The sequence below is a fragment of the Sphingomonas larreae genome (assembly GCF_051400595.1).
Lineage (GTDB): Bacteria > Pseudomonadota > Alphaproteobacteria > Sphingomonadales > Sphingomonadaceae > Sphingomonas.
Genome location: NZ_JBLFFI010000001.1, coordinates 218,458 through 239,822, shown reverse-complemented (window position 1 = coordinate 239,822; position 21,365 = coordinate 218,458). Strand labels below are relative to the sequence as shown.

Below are 21,365 nucleotides of genomic sequence, written 5' to 3'. Positions count from 1 at the left end.
AGGAAAGATCAGGCGACGGTCTCGCCGGGCGCGGGCTGCGGGATCGCGATGCTCTCCTCGCCGCCGATCCAGGTCCCGAGCGGCTGCAGGTCGGCGTCAAGCCGCACCCAGTCGCCGCGCAGTCCCACGGCAAGCGCGCCGTATGTGTCACTCAGGCCGAGGAAGGCGGCAGGGCTGGTCGCAGCCATTGCCGCGGCCACTGCCGGCGTCACGCCGAGCCGGACCACGGCGTTGCGCATCGCGCCGGCCATGTCGAGGTCCGAGCCGGCAAGCGTGCCGTCGGCGCCGACGCAACGGCCGCCCTCGACATGGATCGGCTGGCCCTGAAGCACGAAATCCTTCTGCGCCGCGCCGACGCAGGGCATCGCGTCCGACACCAGCATGAAGCGGTCGACCGGGCGCGCGCGCAGCGCGATGCGCAGCGCGGCATCGTCGACATGGAAGCCGTCGACGATGATACCGCACCACGCGCGCTGATCGTCCAGCGACGCGCCCACCACGCCGGGCGCGCGATGCACCAGCGGCGACATCGCGTTGAACAGGTGGGTCACGCCGGTCGCACCCGCGGCGAAGGCGGCGGTGGCGGTGGCGTAATCGGCGTCGGTATGGCCGAGGCAGACGCGCACGCCCGCCCGCGCCAGCGTCGCGATCTGGTCGGCGCTGACGCGCTCGGGCGCCAGCGTCACCATCACCACGCCGCGGCGCGGGCGGAGCAGCAGCGCCATCAGCTCATCGTCAAGCGGCTGGAAGCGCGCGGGATCGTGGATGCCTTTGCGCGCGAGGCTCAGCACCGGTCCCTCGACATGCGTCCCGAGCACGCCCGGCACACCCGCGGCGATCGCCTCGTCAGTGGCGTCGAGCCCTCGCGCGATCACCGCCGGGCGGTCGCTGATCAGTGTCGGCATGAAGCCGGTGGTGCCATAAGGGCGGTGCGCCGCGCCGATCGCCGCGATGCCGTCGACGGTTGGCGTATCGTTGAACAGCACGCCACCGCCGCCATTGACCTGCGTATCGATGAAGCCGGGCATCACCCAGCCGCCCGCGAGGTCGACCGCGTCGCGCTCGGCGCTTGCGCGCAGCGCGGTGATCATGCCGTCGTCGCCGACCTCGATCGTCGCCGCGTCGAGCACGCCGTCGCGCGTCGCGATCCGGCCGTTGCGGAAGCTGTGCGTCGTCATAGCGTCTTGGTGACCTTGCTGAGATGGCGCGGGGAGTCGGGGTCGAGCCCGCGGGAGACCGACAGCGCGTTGGCCATGCGGTAGAAGCTCTGGATCATCAGCACCGGCTCGAGCGCTGGGTGGTCGCGCAGCGCAGCGGGGCTGGTCGCGCCGTCGGCGGCGGCATCGGCGAGCGCGACGCGCGCGTCACGCGCGGTGAATTCCGCTGCCGCCTCGCGCACGCCGTCGCCCGCCTGGTCGGAGGTGGCGAAGGCGATCAGCGGGAAGCCGGCGTTGACGATCGCCATCGGGCCGTGGCGGACCTCTGCGCTGCTGAACGCCTCGGCATGGAGCGCGCAGGTCTCCTTGAGCTTGAGCGCCGCCTCCTGTGCGATGCCGAAGCCAAAACCCCGGCCGATCACGAACAGGTTGCTGGCGTCCTGCAGCAGCGCGACCACGCCGCTCCAGTCGAGCGCCCAGGCCGCGGCGAGCCGCTCGGGCAGGCGATCGAGCGCCTCGGTGAGCGCCGCATCCTCGCTCCACGCGGCAGTGAGCAACGCCAGCGCCGCGAGCGCGGCGATGTATGATTTGGTCGCGGCGACCGAGCGCTCGGGCCCTGCCATCAGCGGCACCAAAGTGTCCGCGGTGTCGGCGAGCGGCGAGGTGGTGTCGTTGACCAGCGCCACGATATGCGCGCCCGCCGCCTTCTGCGCGGCGACGCTGGCGAGCAGGTCGGGGCTGCGCCCGCTCTGCGAAATCGCAATACACAAGGCGCGGGATGGCGCGACATCGGCGGCATAGACCGAGGCGACCGATGGCGCCGCCGAGGCGACGGGTACGCCGACCAGCGTCTCGACGAGATATTTGCCGTAGGTGGCGGCATGGTCGGACGAGCCGCGCGCGCAGGTGACGACGACCGCGGGCGGAGCGGTGCGCAGTCGCTCGCCGAGCGCGAGCAGCGTGGCCCGATTGGCCTCAAGCATGCGGGCGACCGCAGCGCTCGCTTCCGCGGCTTCCGCGTGCATCAGCGTCGCGGCCGCGTCTTTCGCCTGGGTCTGATCGGTCGTGGCGGTCATGGCTGGGCTCCCCGGCCGCGCAGAGCGCGCGGCGGCAATTTCGAGAAGGTTAAGTTATATATTGGTATTGTTCAAGTTGCATGATCACGCAGCATGGTGGCGAGGTTGGCAACCGTCGCCTGGTCCGTGACGTAGCGCGTCTCCGCGGCGAAGCCGAAGCGGCGCAGCGTGTCGCTCCCTTCCGTCGCGAGCGTCACGCGGCACGACGCATGCACTTCCCGTGCGCCGGTAGTGAGCAGCGCAGGCAAGGTCGCGGGCGATACGCCGCTGCCGACCAGTATGATGATCCGCTCGCCCGCGGCGGTGACGAGCCGGGCGAGCATGTCCACCGCGTCGATCGCGCGCGGCGCGCCGCCCGAGGTGAGCACGCGATCGAAACCGAGCGCCACCGCCTGTTCGAGCGCGGCGAGCGGGTCGGGGGTCAGGTCGAAGGCGCGGTGGAGGGTCAGCGACAGCGCGTGTTCGCGCGCCACCGCCGCCCAGCGGGCAAGGCACTCGGTGTCTAGCTCGCCGTCGCGCGTGCTGGCGCCGATCACCACGCCCGCGAGCCCCGCGCCCGCCGCGGCACGGATGTCTTCCTCCACCAGCCACCGCTCGCCCCCATCATAGACGAAGTCGCCGGCACGCGGACGGGCCAGCAGATGAACCGGCAACGGCGCGGCCGCGGCGGCGCGGATGAGCGAGGGCGGTGGCGAAAGTCCGCCAACATCGAGCGCGGCGCACAGCTCGATCCGGTCGGCGCCGCCCGCCACGGCCGCGGCGATGCCGCGTGCGTCCTCGACGCAGACCTCGAGCAGCCGCCGCATCAGGCCGGGAACAACGCGGGGGCGGTGTGGACCTGGGTCCTGCCGCGCGCGTCGGTCACCGCATAGGTGAAGCCGGGCAGCAGGCAGAAGGCGCCCACGTCGCCACGCGCGCCGAGCGCGAGAAAGCCGACCTGCACGCCCTTAATCGCGTCGCCGCGCAACGTCGCGATGTGACGAACGACCTCTTCGCACGCCGCTTGCGCCGAGCGGCCCGCGCGCATCGAGGCGACCACGCGCGCACTGCCCGCGACGCGCGTGACTTCCTCGCCGACTCCGGTGGAGGTGGCGCCGCCCACGCCACGCTCGACGTACAGCCCGGCGCCGACCTGCGGCGAATCACCGACCCGCCCGCGCATCTTAAAGGCCATCCCGGACGTGGTGCAGGCGCCCGCCATCCGTCCGTCGGCGGTGCGAGCGAGCAGCCCGATGGTGTCGTGATCGAGCGCGCCGCCGGGCGTGCGATGGCGCGCGCCGGCGCCATAGGTGCCCGTCTCGCTGTTGGCGATCGGCTGGTATGTCGCGGTCCTGAGCCATTCTCGCCATGCCTGCTCGGCCTCAGGGGTAAGCAGGTTCACCCGCTCGAACCCCTCGTCGCGCGCGAACCGCGTGGCTCCCTCTCCGACCAGCAGCGTGTGCGGCGTCTTGTCGAGGACGCGTCGCGCCACCGAGATCGCGTGCACCGTGTCTTCCAGTGCGGCGACCGCGCCGACCCCGCCGGCGTCGTCCATGATCACGGCGTCGAGCGTGACGTGACCGTCGCGGTCGGGATAGCCGCCATAGCCGACCGAGTGGTTGCTGGGATCCGCCTCGGGGACGCGCGCTCCGGCTTCCACCGCGTCGAGCAACGAGCCGCCCGCGCGCAAGCGGGCGAAGGTGGCGTCGTTGGCCGCTGCGCCGAAGTCCCAGGTGGAGAGCACGCGCACGTCGGTGGCGCGCCGCTCGGCCGCGACCGCGCGCGCCAGCGGCAGTGCGCTACCCAGCGCGCCCAGCGTCGCCAGCAGGGATCGTCTCGTGGTCATGGCTTCCCCTCGGCGCGCTTCCATGCGGCCGGCCGCAGGACAAGCACGGATCGGTCGCGATTGGCAACCTGTGCCGACATTGGTCAGGTCAGTGGTACGGTCAGGTATTGACCTTTGTGTCAGAATGATGAACGTCAGCAAAAGCGAACTTTACCAATGAAAACAAATTAGAGGGCTTCCAATGACGCCGCAGCACCATGTCTCCCTTGCGGCGCTCGCCGCGGCCCTGCTGGCGGCGTCGCCGGTCGCCGCCCAGCAGGCGACCACGCCGACGGAGAGCACGCAGACCGCGGGGCAGGCGACCGCCGACCGGGCCGACGCGATCGCGGGCGAGCAGGGCCAGGCCGCTGCCGCCAGCGCACCGGGCGACGTGGTGGTCACCGGCACGCGCATCCAGCGACCGAATGTCACCTCCGCCGCGCCGATCACCTCGGTGACCACGCAGGACATCCGCGCGCAGGCGCCGGTGAACGTCGAGGACGTGCTCAACCGGCTCCCGCAGATCGCGCCGGACAGCCAGCAGACGTACAACGACTCCGACGGGCGCCAGCGGATCAAGCTGCGCAGCCTCGGCTTCGAGCGCACGCTGGTGCTGATCGACGGCAAGCGGCTCGGCACGCAGAACGGCCAGGATACCGGCATCATCCCGACCTCGCTGCTCGAGCGCGTCGACGTGCTGACCGGCGGTGCCTCGTCGGTCTACGGCTCGGACGCGGTCGCGGGCGTGGTCAACTTCATCCTGCGCAAGGACTTTGAAGGCCTGCAGCTCGACGCCAACTACAATTTCTACAATCACCAGAATAAGAACACGATCGTGTCGCCGCTGGCGCGTGCGGCCGGGTTCAGCAGCCCGCGCGGGCTCACCAACGATGGCGGTCGCGCCGACGTCACGCTCACCGCGGGCAAGAAGCTGTTTGACGGCGCGCTGCGCGTGAGCGGCTTCGTCAATTATCGCCACACTGACGAGATCGCGATGACGTCGCGCTCGAACGCGGGCTGCTATCTCACCCAGCTCACGCTCAACGGCCCGCTCTCGTGCGGGCTGACGCCAAGCAGCTCAACCAGCGGCCTGATCACCCCGGGAGCGGGCGCCAACAAGGGCGCGCAGTTCGTCAACAACCCCGATGGCAGCCGTACCTTCGTGCCGTTCGGCACGGGCCAGGGCAACGCCTCCAATTACTTCAGCGGCTACGCTTATCAGCGGCCGTCGGAGCGGGTGAACGCGGGCGGCTTCGCGAGCCTCGACCTCGGCTCTGATACCGAACTCTACACCTCCGCGATCTGGTTCCGCGACAAGTCGTACAACAATTATCCGACGATCGCGGGCGGCACGGTCAACGTCAATTGCACCAATCCGTATCTCTCGGCGGCGCAGGCCGGCGTGATCGGCTGTGGCGCGGGCTTGACCAGCGTGCCGATCGATCTGCGCTATCGTCTTGGCGAGAACAGCGACCGGCCGGACACCTATATCAATACCGGCCTGCGGCTGACCGGCGGCGTGCGCGGCAAGGTGGGCGACGCCTGGACCTATGACATCGGCGGCGTCTACGCGCGCAACCATCAGGATTATACGCCCAGCTTCACCATCCCTGGGCGGCTGCAGGATGCGGTGAACGTCGCTGGGACGGCCGCTTCGCCGACCTGCGCGAGCGGGGCGGCGGGCTGCGTGCCGTTCGACATCTTCAGCCCCGGCAACAGCGATCCCGCGCTGATCAACTATCTGTTCGGCACGGGCACGTCGGCGACCACCGGGACGCTGTACGACATCCAGGCCAATATGACCGGCGACCTGGGCAAGTACGGCATCACCTCGCCGTTCGCCGAGCAGGGACTGGCGATCGCGCTGGGCACCGAATATCGCAAGGATACGCTCAAATCGACCGCGGACGGCGCTTATCGCGCCGTGCTCGGCGGCAATGACACCTATCTCAGCCAGGACGTCTGGGAAGCCAATATCGAGGTGCAGGCGCCGCTCGTCGAGCACAAACCCTTTGCCGATCTGGTGCAGCTCAACGGCGGTTTCCGCGTCTCCAAGTACAGCAGCAATCCCAAGACCTTCAACACCTGGAAGGTGGAGGGCGTCTACGCGCCGATCAGCGACCTGACCTTCCGCGCCTCGTTCAACAAGGCGCAGCGCGCGCCGACCGTGGTGGAGATCCGCCAGGCCACCAACATTGAGTTCGCCTCGGGCGGCAGCGGCACGTTCAACGACTTCTGCGCGCCCACCGTCACCAATGGCGCGAACGGCGTTTCTTATGGCGCGCCGATCGCCTCGCGCGAGGTGTGCCGCGCCACCGGGCTGTCCGACGCGCTTTACGGCAGCCAGACCTTGTTGTGCAGCAACGGCAGCACGCCCAACGGTACCGCCGCCTGCTCGGTTCGCTCGGGCGGCTTCACCGCCGATCCGGAGACCGCTTACACCCAGACGTACGGGCTCGTGGTGAAGCCGCGCTTCCTGAAGCGCTTCATCTTCTCGGTCGATCGTTACCGCATCAAGATCGACAACTCGCTGGGCTACAACGACTACAGCTATTACACCGACGGCTGCCTGCGCTCGGGCGGCGACCAGTTCTTCTGTCAGGGCATCGTGCGCAATCCCAATGGAACGTTGTTCTCGGCGGCAGGGCCAGACACCGGCTACATCCGTCAGGGTACGACCAATTATTACTCCTCGATCGCGCGCGGCTGGGACTTCCAGGCGCAATATACGGTCAACCTGGAGACGATCGGCCGGTTCGACATGTCGTTCAACGGCTCGCTCAGCACCTTCGCCGGCGGGCAGGACTCGCCGGTGCAGCCCGAGCGCAATTGCGCCGGCTATTATGGCAACGGCTGCGGTCAGCTGATCCCGAAGTGGAGCCACGGCCTGCGCGGCACCTATACCACCCCGGACCAGAAGTTCGGCGCGTCGCTCAACTGGCGCCATGTCGGCTCGCTGACCAACGCCAACAACTCGGGCGACGCGGCGATCGGTGGCACGCCCGAGCGCGCGCTGACCAACTATTATCGTGTCGACCCGGCCGACTATTTCGATCTGGCGCTGAATTTCGCCGTGTCGAAGCAGTTCTCGCTGCGTCTGATCGCCAACAATCTGCTCGACAAGGCGGCGCCGATCGTGCCGGACTCGTACAATATCAGCCTGGCGCGTAGCAACACGATCCCGCAGCGCTACGACTCGCTGGGCCGCAACATCGCGATCGCCACGACGATCAAGTTCTGATCGCGACGGGAGCTGTCGAGGCTCCCGCGAACGGCGCAGGCCGGGGCCCAGGTGGAAGCGTACGTGACCGTCACGGCGCCTTCCCAGCGGAGCCCCAGCCTGCGCCGGGATGGCGGCGATGATGGGGGTGAGTTATCGAAATGCGCCTGGCGCGCAGATCGTCCCTATCAGCTGCGAGCCGGGTGACGTGCAGCACGAACGACGTCGACCGGAGCTGTCGCTCTGGCGCTGTCATACCTCACCAACGCCGGCATCGCGGTCGTGTTCGTCACGATCCACCGCGTCGATGATCTTGCCTCCCGCGATGAAGACCACTCCGGTGCACGCGGCGAACATGAGCCACCCGCTTGCTCCGGGCAGCCGATGGACATAACCGAGCCCGCGTTCGGTCGCCCCCGTCGCCAGAGCGTAGATGACGAGGAAGGCCTCGAACTTCGTCTTGACCGCGAAGAGCCGCTTGAACCGGCGCCACGTACCGAGGACGCGGCCCGATCGGCGGCGGAGGGGTGTTGTTTCGCGAGTCACCGCTCCGTCCTACGTCCCAGTGCTGAACAAGCTTGCAACGTCAGCAGCGTTGCGGATGCGATCGTTCGCCCCGACGTGCTCCGGCGCGCTTATCCCAACTCGTCCAGCCCCAGAAGATCCAGCAGCGCGCGCCGTGCCGTCTCGATGCGCGCCAGCAACTGCGGGTCGCCGATGGCGTCGGGGGCGATCGAGTCGGGCCAATGACGCTCGATCACCGCGGCAAGCGCGTCGAGCCGCGCCGCATCGACCAGGAAGCGCGGGTCGACCGTGGCGGGATCGCAGACGACGCGCAGCCGCAGGCACGCGGGGCCGCCGCCGTTCGCCATCGACTCGCGCACGTCCACCACCGTCACGCGCCGGATCGCGCTATTGCCGGCGAGGTGGCGCTGGATCCAGCGCCACACGCGCGGGTTGGCGCGCGCTTCTTCCGGCACGATCAGCGTCGTCGTACCGTCCGGCGGGGTGACGAGTTGAGCGTTGAACAGATAGGAGCCGATGGCGTCTGCCAGGCTCACCTCGGCGGCGGGCACCTCGACGATCTCGACATCGGGCAGCAGCGTACGCAGCGCATCATAGACACCCGCACCGTCGGCGAACGCCTGTTCGTGCGCCAGCAGCACGCGCTCGTTCGCCACCGCGACGACGTCGTTGTGGAACGCGCCCGCGGCGATCGCGGCCTCGGCCTGTTCCACAAACAGCGTGCGCGCCGGATCAAGCTGGTGCGCGCGCGCCACCGCACGGCTCGCCTCGAGGTGCTGGCGCGCAGGAAAGGCGCCCCCCGCCGAGCCGTAGACGAACACCTCGATCGCGGCGGCATCGTGTCGGACGCCCAGCCGCATATGGTTGGCGGCGCCCTCGTCGCCGAAGGGGGCGGGAATGGGCGGATGGACCACGAAGGCGGGATGCGCGAAGGCGAGGCGGAGCTGTGCCAGTGTCGCCGGCCACTCGTGGCTGCGATGCGGCATCGTCAACAGGTTCGCGACGGTGAGATGACAGCGGCCGTCCGCCGCGTCCGCGGCGGGCGAGACGGTGGCGGCGTTGGCCGCCCACATCGCCGAAGCGGACAGCGAGCGCGCCCGGAGGAACGGCGCGGCGGACGCGTAATCGGTGTGGAGCGCCTCCAGCCAGACGTGATCGGGGCGCGGATGCGGGAGCAGCACACCCTGCACCAGCCCGAGCGCGAGGTTGGCGCGCATCTTGGCCAGGCCCTGCAGCGCCGCGGCACGCGGATGTGCCACCGCACCCGCGTTGGCGGTGGCGGCGAGATTGCCCGGGCTGAGTCCGGCGTAATTGTGGCTCGGGCCGACGATCCCGTCGAAGTTGATCTCGCGCACCATCGTCATATCCGCCGGCTCCAGCTGACCGTGGCGCCGGTGGTGACCCCCAGCGCGGCGGCGCAGGCAGGATCGAGCGCAACTCCGCCATCGACCTCGCGCACCGCGCCATAAGCGCAGCGGAAGTCGCCCAGCCGCGCGGAGGCGACCAGTGCCTCCACCCCGCCATCGCTCTCGGCGATCGCCACCACGGTCGCGTCGCGTGCGTCGCGCACGGTGCGGATCTGGTCGGTGCGCGCGGTCATGGTCGGACCGCCGTCGAAGATGTCGACGTAATTCTCGAAGGCGAATCCTTCATGCTCCAGCATCCGCATCGCCGCGCGGCCGGACGGGTGCGGCAGCCCGATCGCGGCGCGCGCGCCCTCGGTCAGCATCGCGGTGTAGATCGGGTGTTTGGGCATGAGATCGGCGATGAACTGGTGGCCGTTGATGGCGTTGAACTCGTCGGCCTGCTGGAAGCTCATCCCGAAAAAGCGCCCGGCCAGTCCGTCCCAGAACGGCGAGCCGCCCGCCTCGTCGATCACCCCGCGCAGCTCAGCGAGGGTGCGCTCGGCGAAGCGCTGGCGGTGCGCGCGGATGAAGAGGTAGCGGCTGCGCGCCAGCAGCAGACCGAGCCCGCCGGCGCGCTCGCCGGGGTGAAGGAACAGACCGCCGACCTCGCTCGCCCCCTCCAGGTCGGTGGCGAGCGTCAGCATCTCGGCGCGGAAGGTGCGTTCCAGCTCGCGGCTGTGCTGGGTCAGCGTGCCGATGCGATAGCTGTAGAACGGGTGCTTCTGGCCGACGTGGGTGATCAGCTGACACGTCCCGCGGACCTCGCCGGTGGCGGTGTTCTCGAGCATCAGCACGAACAATTCGTCGCGCAGCGTGGCGTCGTCGCGGCCGAACGCCTCGGCGCAGCGCGCCAGCTTGGCGCCGAGCGCGGTGCGGTCGGGCGGCAGGTTGGTGAAGCCGCCGCCGGTCAGCTTCGCCATCTCGTACAGGTGCCGCAGGTCGCCCGCGCGCGCGGCGCGGATCACGAAGCTCATGCCAGCGCCCCTTCCGCAATCCGCAGCATCGTCACCGCAGACAGCGCCGCGCGCTCTCCCAGACTGTCGACGATCAGATATTCCTCCGCCGAGTGGATCGCGCCGCCGCGCGCGCCCATCGTGTCGACCACGGGCACCCCGCACGCGGCGATGTTGTTGCCGTCGCACACCCCGCCGGTGTCGCGCCATGCGATCGCCTGGCCGAGGTCGGCGCCGCTCGCGCGCACCAGCTCGAACAACCGCGCCGCGCCCGCGTCGATCGGCTTGGGCGGGCGATTGAACGCGCCGTGCACCGCGACGCTCACCTCGTGCACCGCGGCGACCTCGGCGGCGGCACGCTCGACCAGGGCCTGGGCGCGGGCGATCTCGCCGGCGCCGGCGGGGCGGAAGTTGACGCGCAGCACCGCCAGATCGGGGACGACGTTGTTGGGGCCGCCGCCGTCGATCCGCGCCGGGTTGACCGCCAGCCGCGGCGAGCGCTCCGCGTGGAGCCGCAGCGCCAGCGCGCTCGCCGCCACCACTGCGTTGCGCCCGTCGGCGGGGTTGCGCCCGGCATGCGCGGCGCGCCCGCGCACCACGATCGAAAAATTGCCGGTGCCGCCGCGCGCGCCCGCCAGCGTCCCGTCGGGCAGCGCGGGCTCAAAGGTGAGCGCCGCGACCTTGCCGCGCGCCGCCTCTGCCAGCAACGCGGCGGAGGACAAGGATCCGGTTTCCTCATCCGCATTGATCACGACCTCATAGCCGAAGCGCGCGCCCTCCGCCTCGACCGCGAGCAGCGCTTCCAGCATCAGCGCGAGCCCGCCCTTCATGTCGGCGACGCCCGGACCGTTGAGCACGCCCGGCTCGCGCCACGCCAGCGACTGGAACGGATGGTCGACCGGATAGACGGTGTCGAGGTGCCCGGTGAGCAGCAGCTGGACGGGTGCGTCGGGCCGCACCGTCACGCGCAGGTGGCGACCATGCTCCAAGGCGGTGACGCTGCCGTCCGCGGCGACGCTCTCCGCCGCGCCCGGTTCGACCAATGCGACCGCGCCGGGCAGCGCGGCGAAGGCGTCCGCGAGCGCGTCGGCCATCGCGGCGCAACCCGCCAGGTTGCGCGTGCCGCTGTTGATTGCCGCCCAGCTCTCGACCCGCGCCAGCATCCGCGCCGCGTCGAGCCGCTCGGTGGCGCCGCGTTCCGCTCTCGACAATTCCCCCATGACGCGCAGCCTAGCCGGGTCGGCCGCGCCTGGCCAGTCAGCCGGCGGGCAGATCGAGATGCGCAGCGAAGGCGTCGAGCACCTCGCGGTACAGCTGCCGCTTGAACGGGACGATCAGCTCGGGGAGGTCGGCCGGGTCGGCCCAGCGCCAGGCGCGGAACTCGGGGTGCGGCGTATCGATGCGGATGTCCGTATCCTCGCCCTCGAAGCGGAACAGGAACCAGCGCTGGCGCTGGCCGCGGTATTTGCCTTTCCACACCTTGCCGATCATCTCGGGCGGGATGTCGTAGAAGAGCTCGTCCGGCGCCTCGGCGACGAGCGTCACCTTGTCCGCGGTGACGCCGGTCTCCTCCCACAATTCGCGCACGGCGGCCTCCCGCGCGTCCTCGCCCGGATCGATCCCGCCCTGGGGCATCTGCCATGCTTCCAGCACGTTATCGAGCCGCTGGCCGACGAAGACGCGGCCCTCGCGGTTGAGCAGCATCACGCCCGCACAGGGACGGTAAGGGAGGTCGGTGGGATCGGTCATGCGATCCGCTGTAGCGCGGCGCGGGCGCGGGTTGAAGCGCGCGTGCGCGGCGCGAATGTTGAGAATGTTGAGGTGCGGCGCGGGTTCGCGCTGGAGCGACGGCGTGGCGGCGCGAGCGCGGAGCCATGCGAAAATCGTCGCGGAAGCAGTTGCTTGACGCACGGCGCCGCCGCGATTTGATGGGTTGAGGCGCGATGACGGCGCTGCCGAATGTTGAGGAATGTTGGAGCGCCGCGACGCGGGCGCGGCGCGAATGTTGAGGGATGTTGGAGCGATGGCGCGTCATCAGGCGCCACGTCGCTTGAACACGGCGCGGAGTTGTTGGTTGACGGTGAGACAGAGCGTGGCCGGCATGGCACGCGAACGTCGCGTAGGACAGGCTGACCCGACACTCGGCTGCGTGGTCGGGCGGCGGCAGCGACGGCGAGGATGTACGTGGAGTCTGCTCGTTGAAGGGGGAGCGAAGCAGGGGCGGCACCCGCCGCCTCTTATCCTGCCGCCTGGCGCAGCACGCGCTCGCCTTCCGCCTCGGTGATCGCGGCGCGCACCGCGGCGAGGAAGCCGGCAACGTCGCCCTGCGACGAGGGGATGGCGCGGCGCAAGGTGATGAAGCCGTGGATCATGCCCTGCGCCTCGCGGAAGGTCACCGCGACTCCGGCCTGCGCCAGTGCGGCGGCATAGGCGCGGCCCTGGTCACGGATCGGGTCGAGCCCGGCGGTGACGATCACTGCACGCGGCAGCCCCGCCACGTCAGCCAGCAGTGGCGAGAAGCGCGGGTGCGTCGGGTCGCCGGCATAATGATCGTTGAACCAGATCATGCTCGCGCGGGTGAGCAGATAGCCCTCGGCAAAGGCATCGAACGAGGGATAGGGCCGGCTCGCGTCCGTGGCAGGGTAGATCGGCGCCTGTACGATCACCGGCACCGCCGCGGGCGCGTCGCGCAGCGCTGCCGCGACGATGATCGCGAGATTGCCGCCCGCGCTGTCGCCCGCCAGCACCAGCGCGGTGACGCCGCGGCCGAGCGCTTCCGGCGCGGACGCGACCCAGCGCGCCGCCGCCTCGGCGTCGTCCGGCGCGGCGGGCCAGCGCGCCTCGGGCGCGAGGCGGTAATCGACCGAGATCACCGGCAGGTCGAGCTGGCGCGCCATCTCCGCGGCGAAGCTGGCATAAGTGTCGAGGTCGCCGATCACCCAGCCGCCGCCATGGTAGAACACCACCGCCGGCCCCGGCGCGCGCGTCGCGCACGCATCGAACAGCCGGGCGCGAACCATGCCGGCGGGGCCCGGAAAGGTAAGGTCGCGCACCACCGCCAGCTCGCCACGCGGCAGGTCGGCGACGTCCTTCATCGCCACCATCATCGCGCGTGCCTCGGCGGGCGGCAGCTCGTGCATTTTCGGACCCGGGACGTTGTTCAGATAGGCCAGGAAAGCCGCCACGTCGGGGCGGACGAACGGCGCGCCTTCGGTGGCCGGGGCAGGTCGATCGATCATGTGCGTTCCTTCCGCGGGCGCGATGGCGCGCCGCGATCCTCGCCTTATCTTAGGCGGATGATCCGGGTCGTCCACCATCCTGCCTATGTCACCGAGGCGCCCGCGCGCAGCACCTACCGCTGGGGCAAGAACGGCGCGATCCGCGACCTGCTGCTGGAGCGCGGCGCCGCGGTAGCGTGGCATGAACCAGCGGCGATGCCGCGCGACTGGCTCGAGGCGACGCACGATCCCGACTATGTCGCGGAGGTGCTCGCCGCCGCGGTGCCGCGCGAGAAAGAGCGACGCATCGGCTTTCCGGTGACGGCGGTGGTGGCGCGCCGCGCCGCGCTGGTGCCGGGCGGCACCTATCTGGCGGCGCGGCTGGCGCTGGCGCACGGCTTCGCCGCCAACACCGCGGGCGGCAGCCATCACGCGCTCGCGACGACGGGGGCGGGCTATTGCGTGTTCAACGATCTCGCGGTGGCAGCGGTGCGGCTCGCCGCCGAGCGCGCGGCGGAGCGGATCCTGATCGTCGACGTCGACGTTCACCAGGGCGACGGCACCGCCGCGCTCACCGCCGGTCATGCCGGGATCGCGACCTATTCGATTCACGCCGAGAAGAACTTCCCGGTGCGCAAGGCGTGCTCGACGGTGGATGTGGCGCTGCCCGACGCGGTGGGCGACGACGATTATCTGGCGCGGCTGGAGGAGACGCTGGTGCCGCTGCTCGACGAGGTACGGCCCGACCTGATCCTGTACCAGGGCGGGGTGGACCCTTTTGCCGGCGACCGGCTCGGTCGGCTCGCGCTGAGCGACGCGGGGCTGGCGCGGCGCGACCGGCTGGTGGCGGGGCTGGCGCTGGCGCGCGGCGTGCCGCTGGCGAGCACGGTGGGCGGCGGCTACGGCGATGACGTGATGGCGATCGCGCGCCGCCACGTCGCGGTAATCGAGCGGCTGGCGGCGGTTTATGAGGGAGCCGGGTCACTCGCGGCGGGAAGACCCGATACTGGTCGCCCGTATGCCTCGCCATCCTCCGTCATCCCGGACTTGGTCCGGGATCCACCCTCCCGCGAGAGCGGCGGCGTCGCTGTACGCGCCACCCTGGATTCCGGAACAGGTCCGGGATGACGGAGAGGGGTAGGCAGGGGTTCTGACGCGATCGGGGATCGGTCGGTGCCCACGCACGCCCGAAATACCACTTGGTTCCGCCGCAAGCGCCCACAGCCGGATGACATTCGCGCGACAGTCGCTATATGCGGCCGCGCACCAGGCGAGCCTCCGCACATGCTGACCACGAACCCGTTCGACGACGACCATCTGCACGAGGAGTGCGGCATCTTCGGCGCCTCCGGCTCCGAGGGCGCCGCGGCGCTGGTGGCGCTGGGGCTGCACGCGCTGCAGCACCGCGGCCAGGAGGCCGCGGGCATCACCAGCTTCGACGGCCATGACTTCCACACGCATCGCGCGATGGGTCATGTCGCGGGCAATTTCGACCGCGACGACATCATCCGCGCGCTCGCGGGCGAGGTCGCCTGCGGCCACGTGCGCTACTCGACCACCGGCGAGACCGCGCTGCGCAACGTCCAGCCACTCTACGCCGAGCTCCAGTCGGGCGGCTTCGCCATCGCGCACAACGGCAACATCTCCAACGCGATGCGGCTGCGGCGCGAGCTGGTGCGGCGCGGCTCGATCTTCCAGTCGACCTCGGACACTGAGACGATCATCCACCTCGTCGCGACCAGCCAGTATCGCACGCTGCTCGACAAGTTCATCGACGCGCTCAAGCAGATCGAGGGCGCCTATTCGCTTATCGTGATGACGCCCGAGGGCATGATCGCGTGCCGCGACCCGCTCGGCATCCGCCCGCTGGTGATGGGCCGGCTCGGCGACGCGGTGATCTTCGCTTCGGAGACGGTCGCGCTCGACGTGGTCGGCGCCGAGTTCGAGCGCTCGGTCGAGCCGGGCGAGCTGGTGATCGTGCAGAACGGTCAGGTGCGCTCGATCCGTCCCTTCGCCAAGCTGGCGGCGCGACCGTGCATCTTTGAATGGGTGTATTTCTCGCGCCCCGATTCGATCGTCGACGATCATTCGATCTACTCGGTGCGCAAGGAGATCGGCGCGCAGCTCGCGATTGAGTCGCCGGTGGACGCCGATCTGGTGATCCCCGTGCCCGATTCGGGCGTCCCCGCCGCGATCGGCTATGCGCAACAGTCGGGCATCCCGTTCGAGCTCGGCATCATCCGCTCGCATTATGTCGGGCGCACCTTCATCCAGCCGGGGGACAAGGTCCGCCACCTCGGCGTCAAGCTGAAGCACAATGCCAATCGCGCGCTGATCAAGGGCAAGAAGATCGTGCTGATCGACGATTCGATCGTGCGCGGCACCACCAGCCTCAAAATCGTCCAGATGATGCGCGAGGCCGGCGCGGCGGAGGTGCACATGCGCATCGCCTCGCCACCGACGCGGCACAGCTGCTTCTACGGCGTCGACACGCCCGAGCGCGCCAAGCTGCTCGCGGCCAAGCACGACCTCAGCGGGATGACCGACTTCATCCATGCCGACAGCCTGGCCTTCGTCTCGATCGACGGGCTCTACAAGGCGCTGGGCGAGAGCCACCGCGCCGATATCCGCCCGAAATATTGCGACGCCTGCTTCACTGGCGACTATCCCACCACGCTGACCGACCATGACGAGAGCAGCGCGGTCGACCAGTTCGCGATGCTGGCCGAGCGGGTGAACTGAGCATCGTGAGCAAGCCACTGACGGACAAGCTCGCGCTGGTCACCGGCGCGAGCCGCGGCATCGGCGCCGCCACCGCGATCGCGCTCGCCGCGGAGGGGGCGCATGTCGTGCTCACCGCGCGCACCGCGGCGGGGCTGGAGGAGGTCGAGCAGGCGATCTTCGACGCCGGCGGCTCGGCGACGATCGCGCCGCTCGACCTCGCGCAGAGCGACTCGATCGCGCGGCTCGCCACTGCGATCGGCGAGCGCTGGGTGGCGCTCGACGTGCTGGTGCTCAATGCCGCGATGCTCGGCTCGCTCGCCGCGGTGCCCGCAATCGACGCCAAGGAACTGGCGCAGGTGCTGACGCTCAACGTCTCCGCACAAGTGGCGATGATCCAGGCGTTCGATCCGATGCTGCGGCGTTCCGCGGGCGCGCGGTTGATCGGGGTGACCTCATCGGTGGGGCGCACGCCGCGGGCCTTTTGGGGCGCGTATGGCGCGTCCAAGGCGGCGTTCGAGACGCTGCTCGAGGCTTATGGCGACGAGATGGCCGAGGTGAGCAAGGTACGCGTCGCGGTGCTCGATCCCGGCGCGACACGGACCAAGATGCGCGCGCGCGCCTATCCGGGCGAGGACCCCGCCTCGGTCAAGCCGCCCGAGGCGGTCGCGGCGCGGATCGCGGCGCTGGCGATCGACGGGTTTGCGGCGAACCATCGCGAGCGGGTGGGGTGATCTTCAGGTTAGCCCCGCCGCAACACTCTTCCGTCATCCCGGACTTGTTCCGGGATCCACCCGACCGCCGATCTCACGAGCGTGGGGCGCGCGGATAAATAGGCTCCGGAACAAATCCGGGGTGACGGGGAAAGGCTGCCGCCGCACTAGTTTCTAACCAGCGTGACCTGCAGCACGTCGATGCCGCCGCCACGGAAGCCGCCCTCGCAATACATCAGATAATAGCGCCACAGCCGCTGAAACCGCGCGTCGAACCGCGCCGGCAGCCGACCCTCGGCGGCGGCGCCGTCGAAGCGGCGGCGCCACTCGAGCAGCGTCTCGGCATAGTCGGGCCCGAACCGCTCCTCGTCCTGCCACGCCAGCCCGTGCGCCGCGGCGATCGCCTTGAAGCGGCTGACCGACACCAGCGACCCGCCGGGGAAGATGTAGCGCTGGATGAAGTCGACCCCGCCGGCATAAGCGTCCCACACGTCGTCCGCGATCGCGATCAGCTGGAGCGCGACGCGGCCACCCGGGCGCAGCACGCGCGCGAGCGTCGCGCAATAGGCCGGCCAGTAATCCGGACCGACCGCCTCGACCATCTCGATCGACGCGACCCCGTCGTACACGCCGGTGACGTCGCGATAGTCGCACAGCGCCACGCTGACGCCGGGCAGCCCGCGCGCGGCGACATGGTCGCGCTGCTCGGTCGAGAGCGTCAGCGCGTGGACGCCGACGCCCGCTGCCGCCGCGGTCGCCGCGAACGAGCCCCAGCCGCAGCCGATCTCGAGCACCTGCTGGCCCGCGGCCGCCCCCGTGCGCGCGAGGATCGCCGCCAGCTTTCGCCGTTGCGCCGCGGCCAGCGGCTCGTCCGGCGCGTCGTAGCGCGCGCTCGAATAGGTCAGCGTTTCGTCGAGCCACTCGCGATAGAAGTCGTTGCCGAGATCGTAATGCGCCGCCACGTTGCGCCGCGCGCCGCCGCGATCGTTGCGGCGCAAGCGGTGGAACAGCCGTGCCGCCAGCTTCGCCCCACGCTTGGCGCGCGCGACATCGCCCAGCGCGGCGCGGTTGCGCATGAACAGGTCGAACACGGGAACGGGATCGGGGCTGGTCCAGTCGCCGGCCTCCCAGCCCTCATACCAGCCGATCGAGCCCGCGCTGACCAGCCGCCACAAGGCGCGCCAGCGCACCACCCGCACCGCGGCGAAGGGGCCGGGCTCCTGCCCGCCGAGCAGCCGCCGCGTGCCGTCGGGCAGCTCGGCCTCGATCGCCCCCGTCACGAGCCCGCGGTCGACTCGGTCGAGGATGCGGTGGAACAGCGGCGACAGGATCCGGGTGCCGAGATCGGCGGGGGGAGGGCGGGTCGTCGCGGCGTCCATGCCGCGCCGCCTATCGCACCTTCTTTCCCGCCGCCAGCGCGCGTTCGCGCGCCTCGCGATGCCCGATCAGCATCGCCGGATAATCGCTCGGCCGACAGCCCGCCGCTTCGGGATCGTGGATCGCGGCGTCGGGCAGGTGCTCCAGTTCGGGCACCCAGCGGCGGATATAGTCGCCCGCGCCGAACTTCTCGGACTGGCCGATCGGCGCCATGATCCGCCCGAACATGTTGGCGTCCACCCCCGTGCCCGCGATCCACTGCCAGTTGACCGAATTGTTGCCGTAATCGGCGTCGACGAGGCAGTCCCAGAACCAGCGCTCGCCCTCGCGCCAGTCGATCAGCAGGTGCTTCACCAGGAACGAGGCGGTGATCATCCGCACGCGATTGTGCATCCAGCCGCTCTGCCACAGCTGGCGCATGCCGGCGTCGACGATCGGATAGCCGGTGCGCCCGCGCTGCCAGGCGCGCAGGTCGCGCTGCGCCGCCTCGCCGCGGCGCCACGGCAGCGTATCGTAGCGGCGGCGACCGTTGACATCGGCGTAATCGGGCAGCGCGCTCACCACGCCATCGGTGAAGTCGCGCCACGCCAGTTCCTTGCGAAACGTGATGTCGGCGCCCTCGGTGGCGTGCCAGACCGTGCGTGGCGACACCTCGCCGAAGTGGAGGTGCGGCGAGAGCCGCGACGTCCCTTCCTCGCCCGGCAGGTTGCGGCGCTCCTCGTAGCCGTTGAGGGCGAGCTGCTGAACTTTGCGGAGCGCTTCCGCCTCGCCGGGCGTCCAGTCGAACCCGCCCGACCAGTCGGGCGTGGTCGGCAGCAACGCCCAGTCGGCGAGCGAGTCGCTTTTCGGCCAAACGGCTGGCGCGGGGATGGTGTCCGGTGCGGCGAGCGGCCGTTCCGGCGGCAGCTGGGGCTGTAGCCCTTTCCAGAACGAGGAATAGATGCGGTAGGGTGCGCCGCTGCCGGTGGTGACCTCCTCGATGCGCGTGAGGTGATTGCCGTCATACAGGCAGAGCCGGTCGCCGAGCGCTGCCTCGGCATCACGCCACCAAGGCTCATAGTGACGAACGGCGTGGACGCGCTCGCCGCCGGTCTCGTCGAGCAGCGCCGGCAGCACAGCGGCGGCCCTGCCGCGGCGCAGGATCAGCCGGCTGCCCTTGTCCTCGAGCGAACCCGCGAGCGCGGCGAGGCTGTGGTGCAGCCACCAGCGCTGCGCCCCGCCGATCTTCCACGCACCGGGCGCCTCGTCGTCGAGCACATAGACGGGGATCACCGCACCGCTGTGCGCAGCAGCGACCAGCGCGGGCTGATCGTGGAGGCGGAGATCCTGGCGCAGCCATAAAAGGTCGGTCATCGCGAGGGTTACGTTCCAGGGCGGAGGCTGGTTCCTGATCCAGGTTGGGCGGTGGAGCTCGGCGCCTGCATGGCTCGTGTCCCGGTGAAGATCGGGGTTCAGGTGAAAACGCCTAGGTGGCTTGAACGGGTGGCTCGCCACGCGAGCTGGCAGGATTGCTCCGCAAACGCCTTGTGCTCCCGCGCACGCCGGAGCCCAGGAGTCCGGAACGCCGCGTGCGGTTGTCTGCTTGGCCCTGGGATCCCGCGTCCGCGGGAAAACAGCGGAGAGGCGAGCGGCAACAAACCCTTGCAGAAAACCGCTGGCGGGAAGAGCCGGTCCTACCACTCACAAAGACCTTCCCCCCTGGACGCCCGCTTCCGCCGGGGCACCAAGCACGACCCAGGATGCACATCGCTGCTTCAAACCGGGCGCGTCCCGCTCTACGCGGTTCCACATGAGCGACACGCGCGAGACCGGCAGCGACTTCCTGCCCAAGTTCGACTCCGCCGGCCTGGTCACCGCGGTGGTGACCGACCGGACCAGCGGCGAGCTGCTGATGGTGGCCCATATGAACGCGGCGGCGATCGCCGCCACGCGCGCCACCGGCGAAGCCACCTTCTACTCGCGCAGCCGCAAGCGGCTGTGGAAGAAGGGGGAGACCTCGGGCAACGTGCTGCGCGTCGTCGCGCTGCGGGTCGATTGCGACCAGGACGCCTTGTGGCTCATCGTCGATCCCGCGGGGCCGGCCTGCCACACCGGCGCGCGCAGCTGTTTCTACCGCGAGGTCGCGCTCGGCGACGAAGGCGGAGAGGGCGCGCTGAGCCCGGTGGCGTGAGCCGGCGCGCGCTCGCACTTGTGACGCTGCTGCTCGCCGGCTGCGAGCGCGCGACGCCGACGCCCCCGTCTCCCCCCGCCGGCGCCGCGCTGGAGCGCGCCGCGGCCAGCGCCGGGCTGGTGGCCGCCTCGGCGCAGTCGCGTCCGGTCGGCCTCTTCGCCGCGGAGGCGGCACGGCTCTGTCTCGCCCCGCGCCCGGACGGGTCGGTCCGGGTTGGCGCAAGCGTCGATTATGGCGCGGGGCAGCGCTGCGTCGCGCGCGGGATCGGCCGGGTCGGCGCGGCGCTGACCGCGGATCTCGGCGCCGGCTGCACGGTGACGTTGGCGTTCGACGGCGATTCGCTGCTGGTCCCGACGACCCTGCCGACGGGGTGCGACTCACGCTGCTCGGGGCGTGCCGCGCTCGCGGGGCTGCGGCTGGAGCGATGGAGCGACTCGGCCGCGGAGGCGACCCGCACCCGCGGCGCCGACGGGCGGCTGCTGTGCGGAAACGAATAGGGCGAGCGGCTCAACACGTCGTCGCATCCCTGATCGGGCGCCCGTCCGCTCGCCGCCCGGTTGACGTTCACGTAAAGGGAAGCTACCTCGCTCGTCATGAGCGACCTTGCCGACGCGTCTGCCGCTTATGCCGTCGTTCCGCCGCGCGTGGACCGCGATCATTTCACCATCACGGATCTCTCGGCCGAGTTCGGCGTCACGCCGCGCGCGCTGCGCTTCTACGAGGACGAGGGGCTGATCGCGCCCGAGCGGCGCGGAACGGTCCGCATCTACTCGCACCGTGACCGCGCGCGGCTGGCGTGGATCCTGCGCGGCAAGCGCGTGGGGTTCAGCCTCGCCGACATCCGCGAGATGATCGACCTCTACGACGTCGGGGACGGGCGGCAGAAGCAGCGCGCGGTGGCGATCGAGCGCTGCCGCGAGCGCATCGCCGCGCTCCAGCAACAGAAGCACGATATCGACGCCGCGATCACCGAGCTGGCCGAGTTCCTGACGGTGGTCGAGGGTGGCAAAGCGAAGGAAAGCTGA

19 protein-coding genes are annotated in these 21,365 nt (G+C 70.3%); 7 read left to right on the top strand and 12 right to left on the bottom strand.

Annotated elements, in window-relative coordinates:
- Positions 1–8 precede the first annotated feature (8 nt).
- The 4 genes from nagA to ACMGDM_RS01080 all read right to left on the bottom strand — a co-directional run bounded on the left by nagA (position 9) and on the right by ACMGDM_RS01080 (position 4,058).
- Positions 9–1,178 (bottom strand): N-acetylglucosamine-6-phosphate deacetylase, encoded by a 1,170-nt coding sequence (nagA, locus tag ACMGDM_RS01095; RefSeq protein WP_436802293.1) that lies wholly within the window; start codon positions 1,176–1,178, stop codon positions 9–11.
- Positions 1,175–2,233, bottom strand: a complete 1,059-nt coding sequence (locus ACMGDM_RS01090; RefSeq protein WP_436802292.1) for an SIS domain-containing protein — start codon at positions 2,231–2,233, stop codon at positions 1,175–1,177. The genes nagA and ACMGDM_RS01090 overlap by 4 nt, the downstream gene beginning before the upstream one ends.
- A 71-nt stretch (positions 2,234–2,304) precedes the next feature.
- Positions 2,305–3,039, bottom strand: coding sequence for a copper homeostasis protein CutC (locus tag ACMGDM_RS01085; protein ID WP_436802291.1), 735 nt, complete (start codon positions 3,037–3,039; stop codon positions 2,305–2,307).
- The gene (locus ACMGDM_RS01080) at positions 3,039–4,058 is read right to left on the bottom strand and encodes a glycosylasparaginase (RefSeq protein WP_436802290.1); all 1,020 of its coding nucleotides are present in this window, start codon (positions 4,056–4,058) and stop codon (positions 3,039–3,041) included. Before ACMGDM_RS01080 ends, ACMGDM_RS01085 begins: the two co-directional genes overlap by 1 nt.
- Before the next feature lie 181 nt (positions 4,059–4,239).
- Between ACMGDM_RS01080 and ACMGDM_RS01075 the strand changes: the two genes are divergently transcribed.
- Positions 4,240–7,278, top strand: a complete 3,039-nt coding sequence (locus tag ACMGDM_RS01075) for a TonB-dependent receptor domain-containing protein (RefSeq protein ID WP_436802289.1) — start codon at positions 4,240–4,242, stop codon at positions 7,276–7,278.
- Positions 7,279–7,509: 231 nt separating this feature from the next.
- Here the strand turns inward: ACMGDM_RS01075 and ACMGDM_RS01070 are convergent, their stop codons facing one another.
- The 6 genes from ACMGDM_RS01070 to ACMGDM_RS01045 all read right to left on the bottom strand — a co-directional run bounded on the left by ACMGDM_RS01070 (position 7,510) and on the right by ACMGDM_RS01045 (position 13,380).
- A complete protein-coding gene (locus tag ACMGDM_RS01070) occupies positions 7,510–7,803 on the bottom strand; it encodes a hypothetical protein (RefSeq protein WP_436802288.1) in 294 nt (97 codons plus the stop codon).
- A gap of 89 nt (positions 7,804–7,892) precedes the next feature.
- On the bottom strand, positions 7,893–9,140 hold the full coding sequence (locus ACMGDM_RS01065) for an N-succinylarginine dihydrolase (protein ID WP_436803603.1): 1,248 nt from the start codon (positions 9,138–9,140) through the stop codon (positions 7,893–7,895).
- Positions 9,141–9,142: 2 nt separating this feature from the next.
- Positions 9,143–10,162 carry an arginine N-succinyltransferase gene (locus ACMGDM_RS01060; protein WP_436802287.1) on the bottom strand — a complete coding sequence of 340 codons (1,020 nt, stop codon included), beginning with the start codon at positions 10,160–10,162 and terminating at the stop codon, positions 9,143–9,145.
- Positions 10,159–11,361 carry a hydrolase gene (locus ACMGDM_RS01055; RefSeq protein WP_436802286.1) on the bottom strand — a complete coding sequence of 401 codons (1,203 nt, stop codon included), beginning with the start codon at positions 11,359–11,361 and terminating at the stop codon, positions 10,159–10,161. Before ACMGDM_RS01055 ends, ACMGDM_RS01060 begins: the two co-directional genes overlap by 4 nt.
- A 37-nt stretch (positions 11,362–11,398) precedes the next feature.
- Positions 11,399–11,890, bottom strand: coding sequence for an RNA pyrophosphohydrolase (locus tag ACMGDM_RS01050; RefSeq protein WP_436802285.1), 492 nt, complete (start codon positions 11,888–11,890; stop codon positions 11,399–11,401).
- Positions 11,891–12,378: 488 nt separating this feature from the next.
- Positions 12,379–13,380: an alpha/beta hydrolase gene (locus ACMGDM_RS01045; RefSeq protein WP_436802284.1), complete on the bottom strand. Its 1,002-nt coding sequence runs from the start codon at positions 13,378–13,380 to the stop codon at positions 12,379–12,381.
- Positions 13,381–13,437: 57 nt separating this feature from the next.
- Here ACMGDM_RS01045 and ACMGDM_RS01040 point away from each other — a divergent pair, with 57 nt between their 5' ends.
- The 3 genes from ACMGDM_RS01040 to ACMGDM_RS01030 all read left to right on the top strand — a co-directional run bounded on the left by ACMGDM_RS01040 (position 13,438) and on the right by ACMGDM_RS01030 (position 16,814).
- Entirely contained in the window at positions 13,438–14,487 is a 1,050-nt protein-coding gene (locus ACMGDM_RS01040) for a histone deacetylase family protein (RefSeq protein WP_436802283.1), read from the top strand.
- A 156-nt stretch (positions 14,488–14,643) separates the two neighbouring features.
- Positions 14,644–16,101, top strand: a complete 1,458-nt coding sequence (purF, locus tag ACMGDM_RS01035) for an amidophosphoribosyltransferase (RefSeq protein ID WP_436802282.1) — start codon at positions 14,644–14,646, stop codon at positions 16,099–16,101.
- A 5-nt stretch (positions 16,102–16,106) separates the two neighbouring features.
- Positions 16,107–16,814, top strand: coding sequence for an SDR family NAD(P)-dependent oxidoreductase (locus ACMGDM_RS01030; protein ID WP_436802281.1), 708 nt, complete (start codon positions 16,107–16,109; stop codon positions 16,812–16,814).
- Between the two features lie 146 nt (positions 16,815–16,960).
- Here the strand turns inward: ACMGDM_RS01030 and ACMGDM_RS01025 are convergent, their stop codons facing one another.
- Positions 16,961–18,172: a class I SAM-dependent methyltransferase gene (locus ACMGDM_RS01025; protein ID WP_436802280.1), complete on the bottom strand. Its 1,212-nt coding sequence runs from the start codon at positions 18,170–18,172 to the stop codon at positions 16,961–16,963.
- Positions 18,173–18,182: 10 nt separating this feature from the next.
- Positions 18,183–19,523, bottom strand: a complete 1,341-nt coding sequence (locus tag ACMGDM_RS01020) for a cryptochrome/photolyase family protein (RefSeq protein ID WP_436802279.1) — start codon at positions 19,521–19,523, stop codon at positions 18,183–18,185.
- 436 nt (positions 19,524–19,959) lie between these two features.
- Here ACMGDM_RS01020 and hisI point away from each other — a divergent pair, with 436 nt between their 5' ends.
- The 3 genes from hisI (at position 19,960) to ACMGDM_RS01005 (ending at position 21,365) form a co-directional block, all read left to right on the top strand.
- The gene (gene hisI / locus ACMGDM_RS01015) at positions 19,960–20,340 is read left to right on the top strand and encodes a phosphoribosyl-AMP cyclohydrolase (RefSeq protein ID WP_436802278.1); all 381 of its coding nucleotides are present in this window, start codon (positions 19,960–19,962) and stop codon (positions 20,338–20,340) included.
- A complete protein-coding gene (locus tag ACMGDM_RS01010; protein ID WP_436802277.1) occupies positions 20,337–20,837 on the top strand; it encodes a hypothetical protein in 501 nt (166 codons plus the stop codon). Before hisI ends, ACMGDM_RS01010 begins: the two co-directional genes overlap by 4 nt.
- 96 nt (positions 20,838–20,933) lie before the next feature.
- On the top strand, positions 20,934–21,365 hold the full coding sequence (locus ACMGDM_RS01005) for a MerR family transcriptional regulator (RefSeq protein WP_436802276.1): 432 nt from the start codon (positions 20,934–20,936) through the stop codon (positions 21,363–21,365).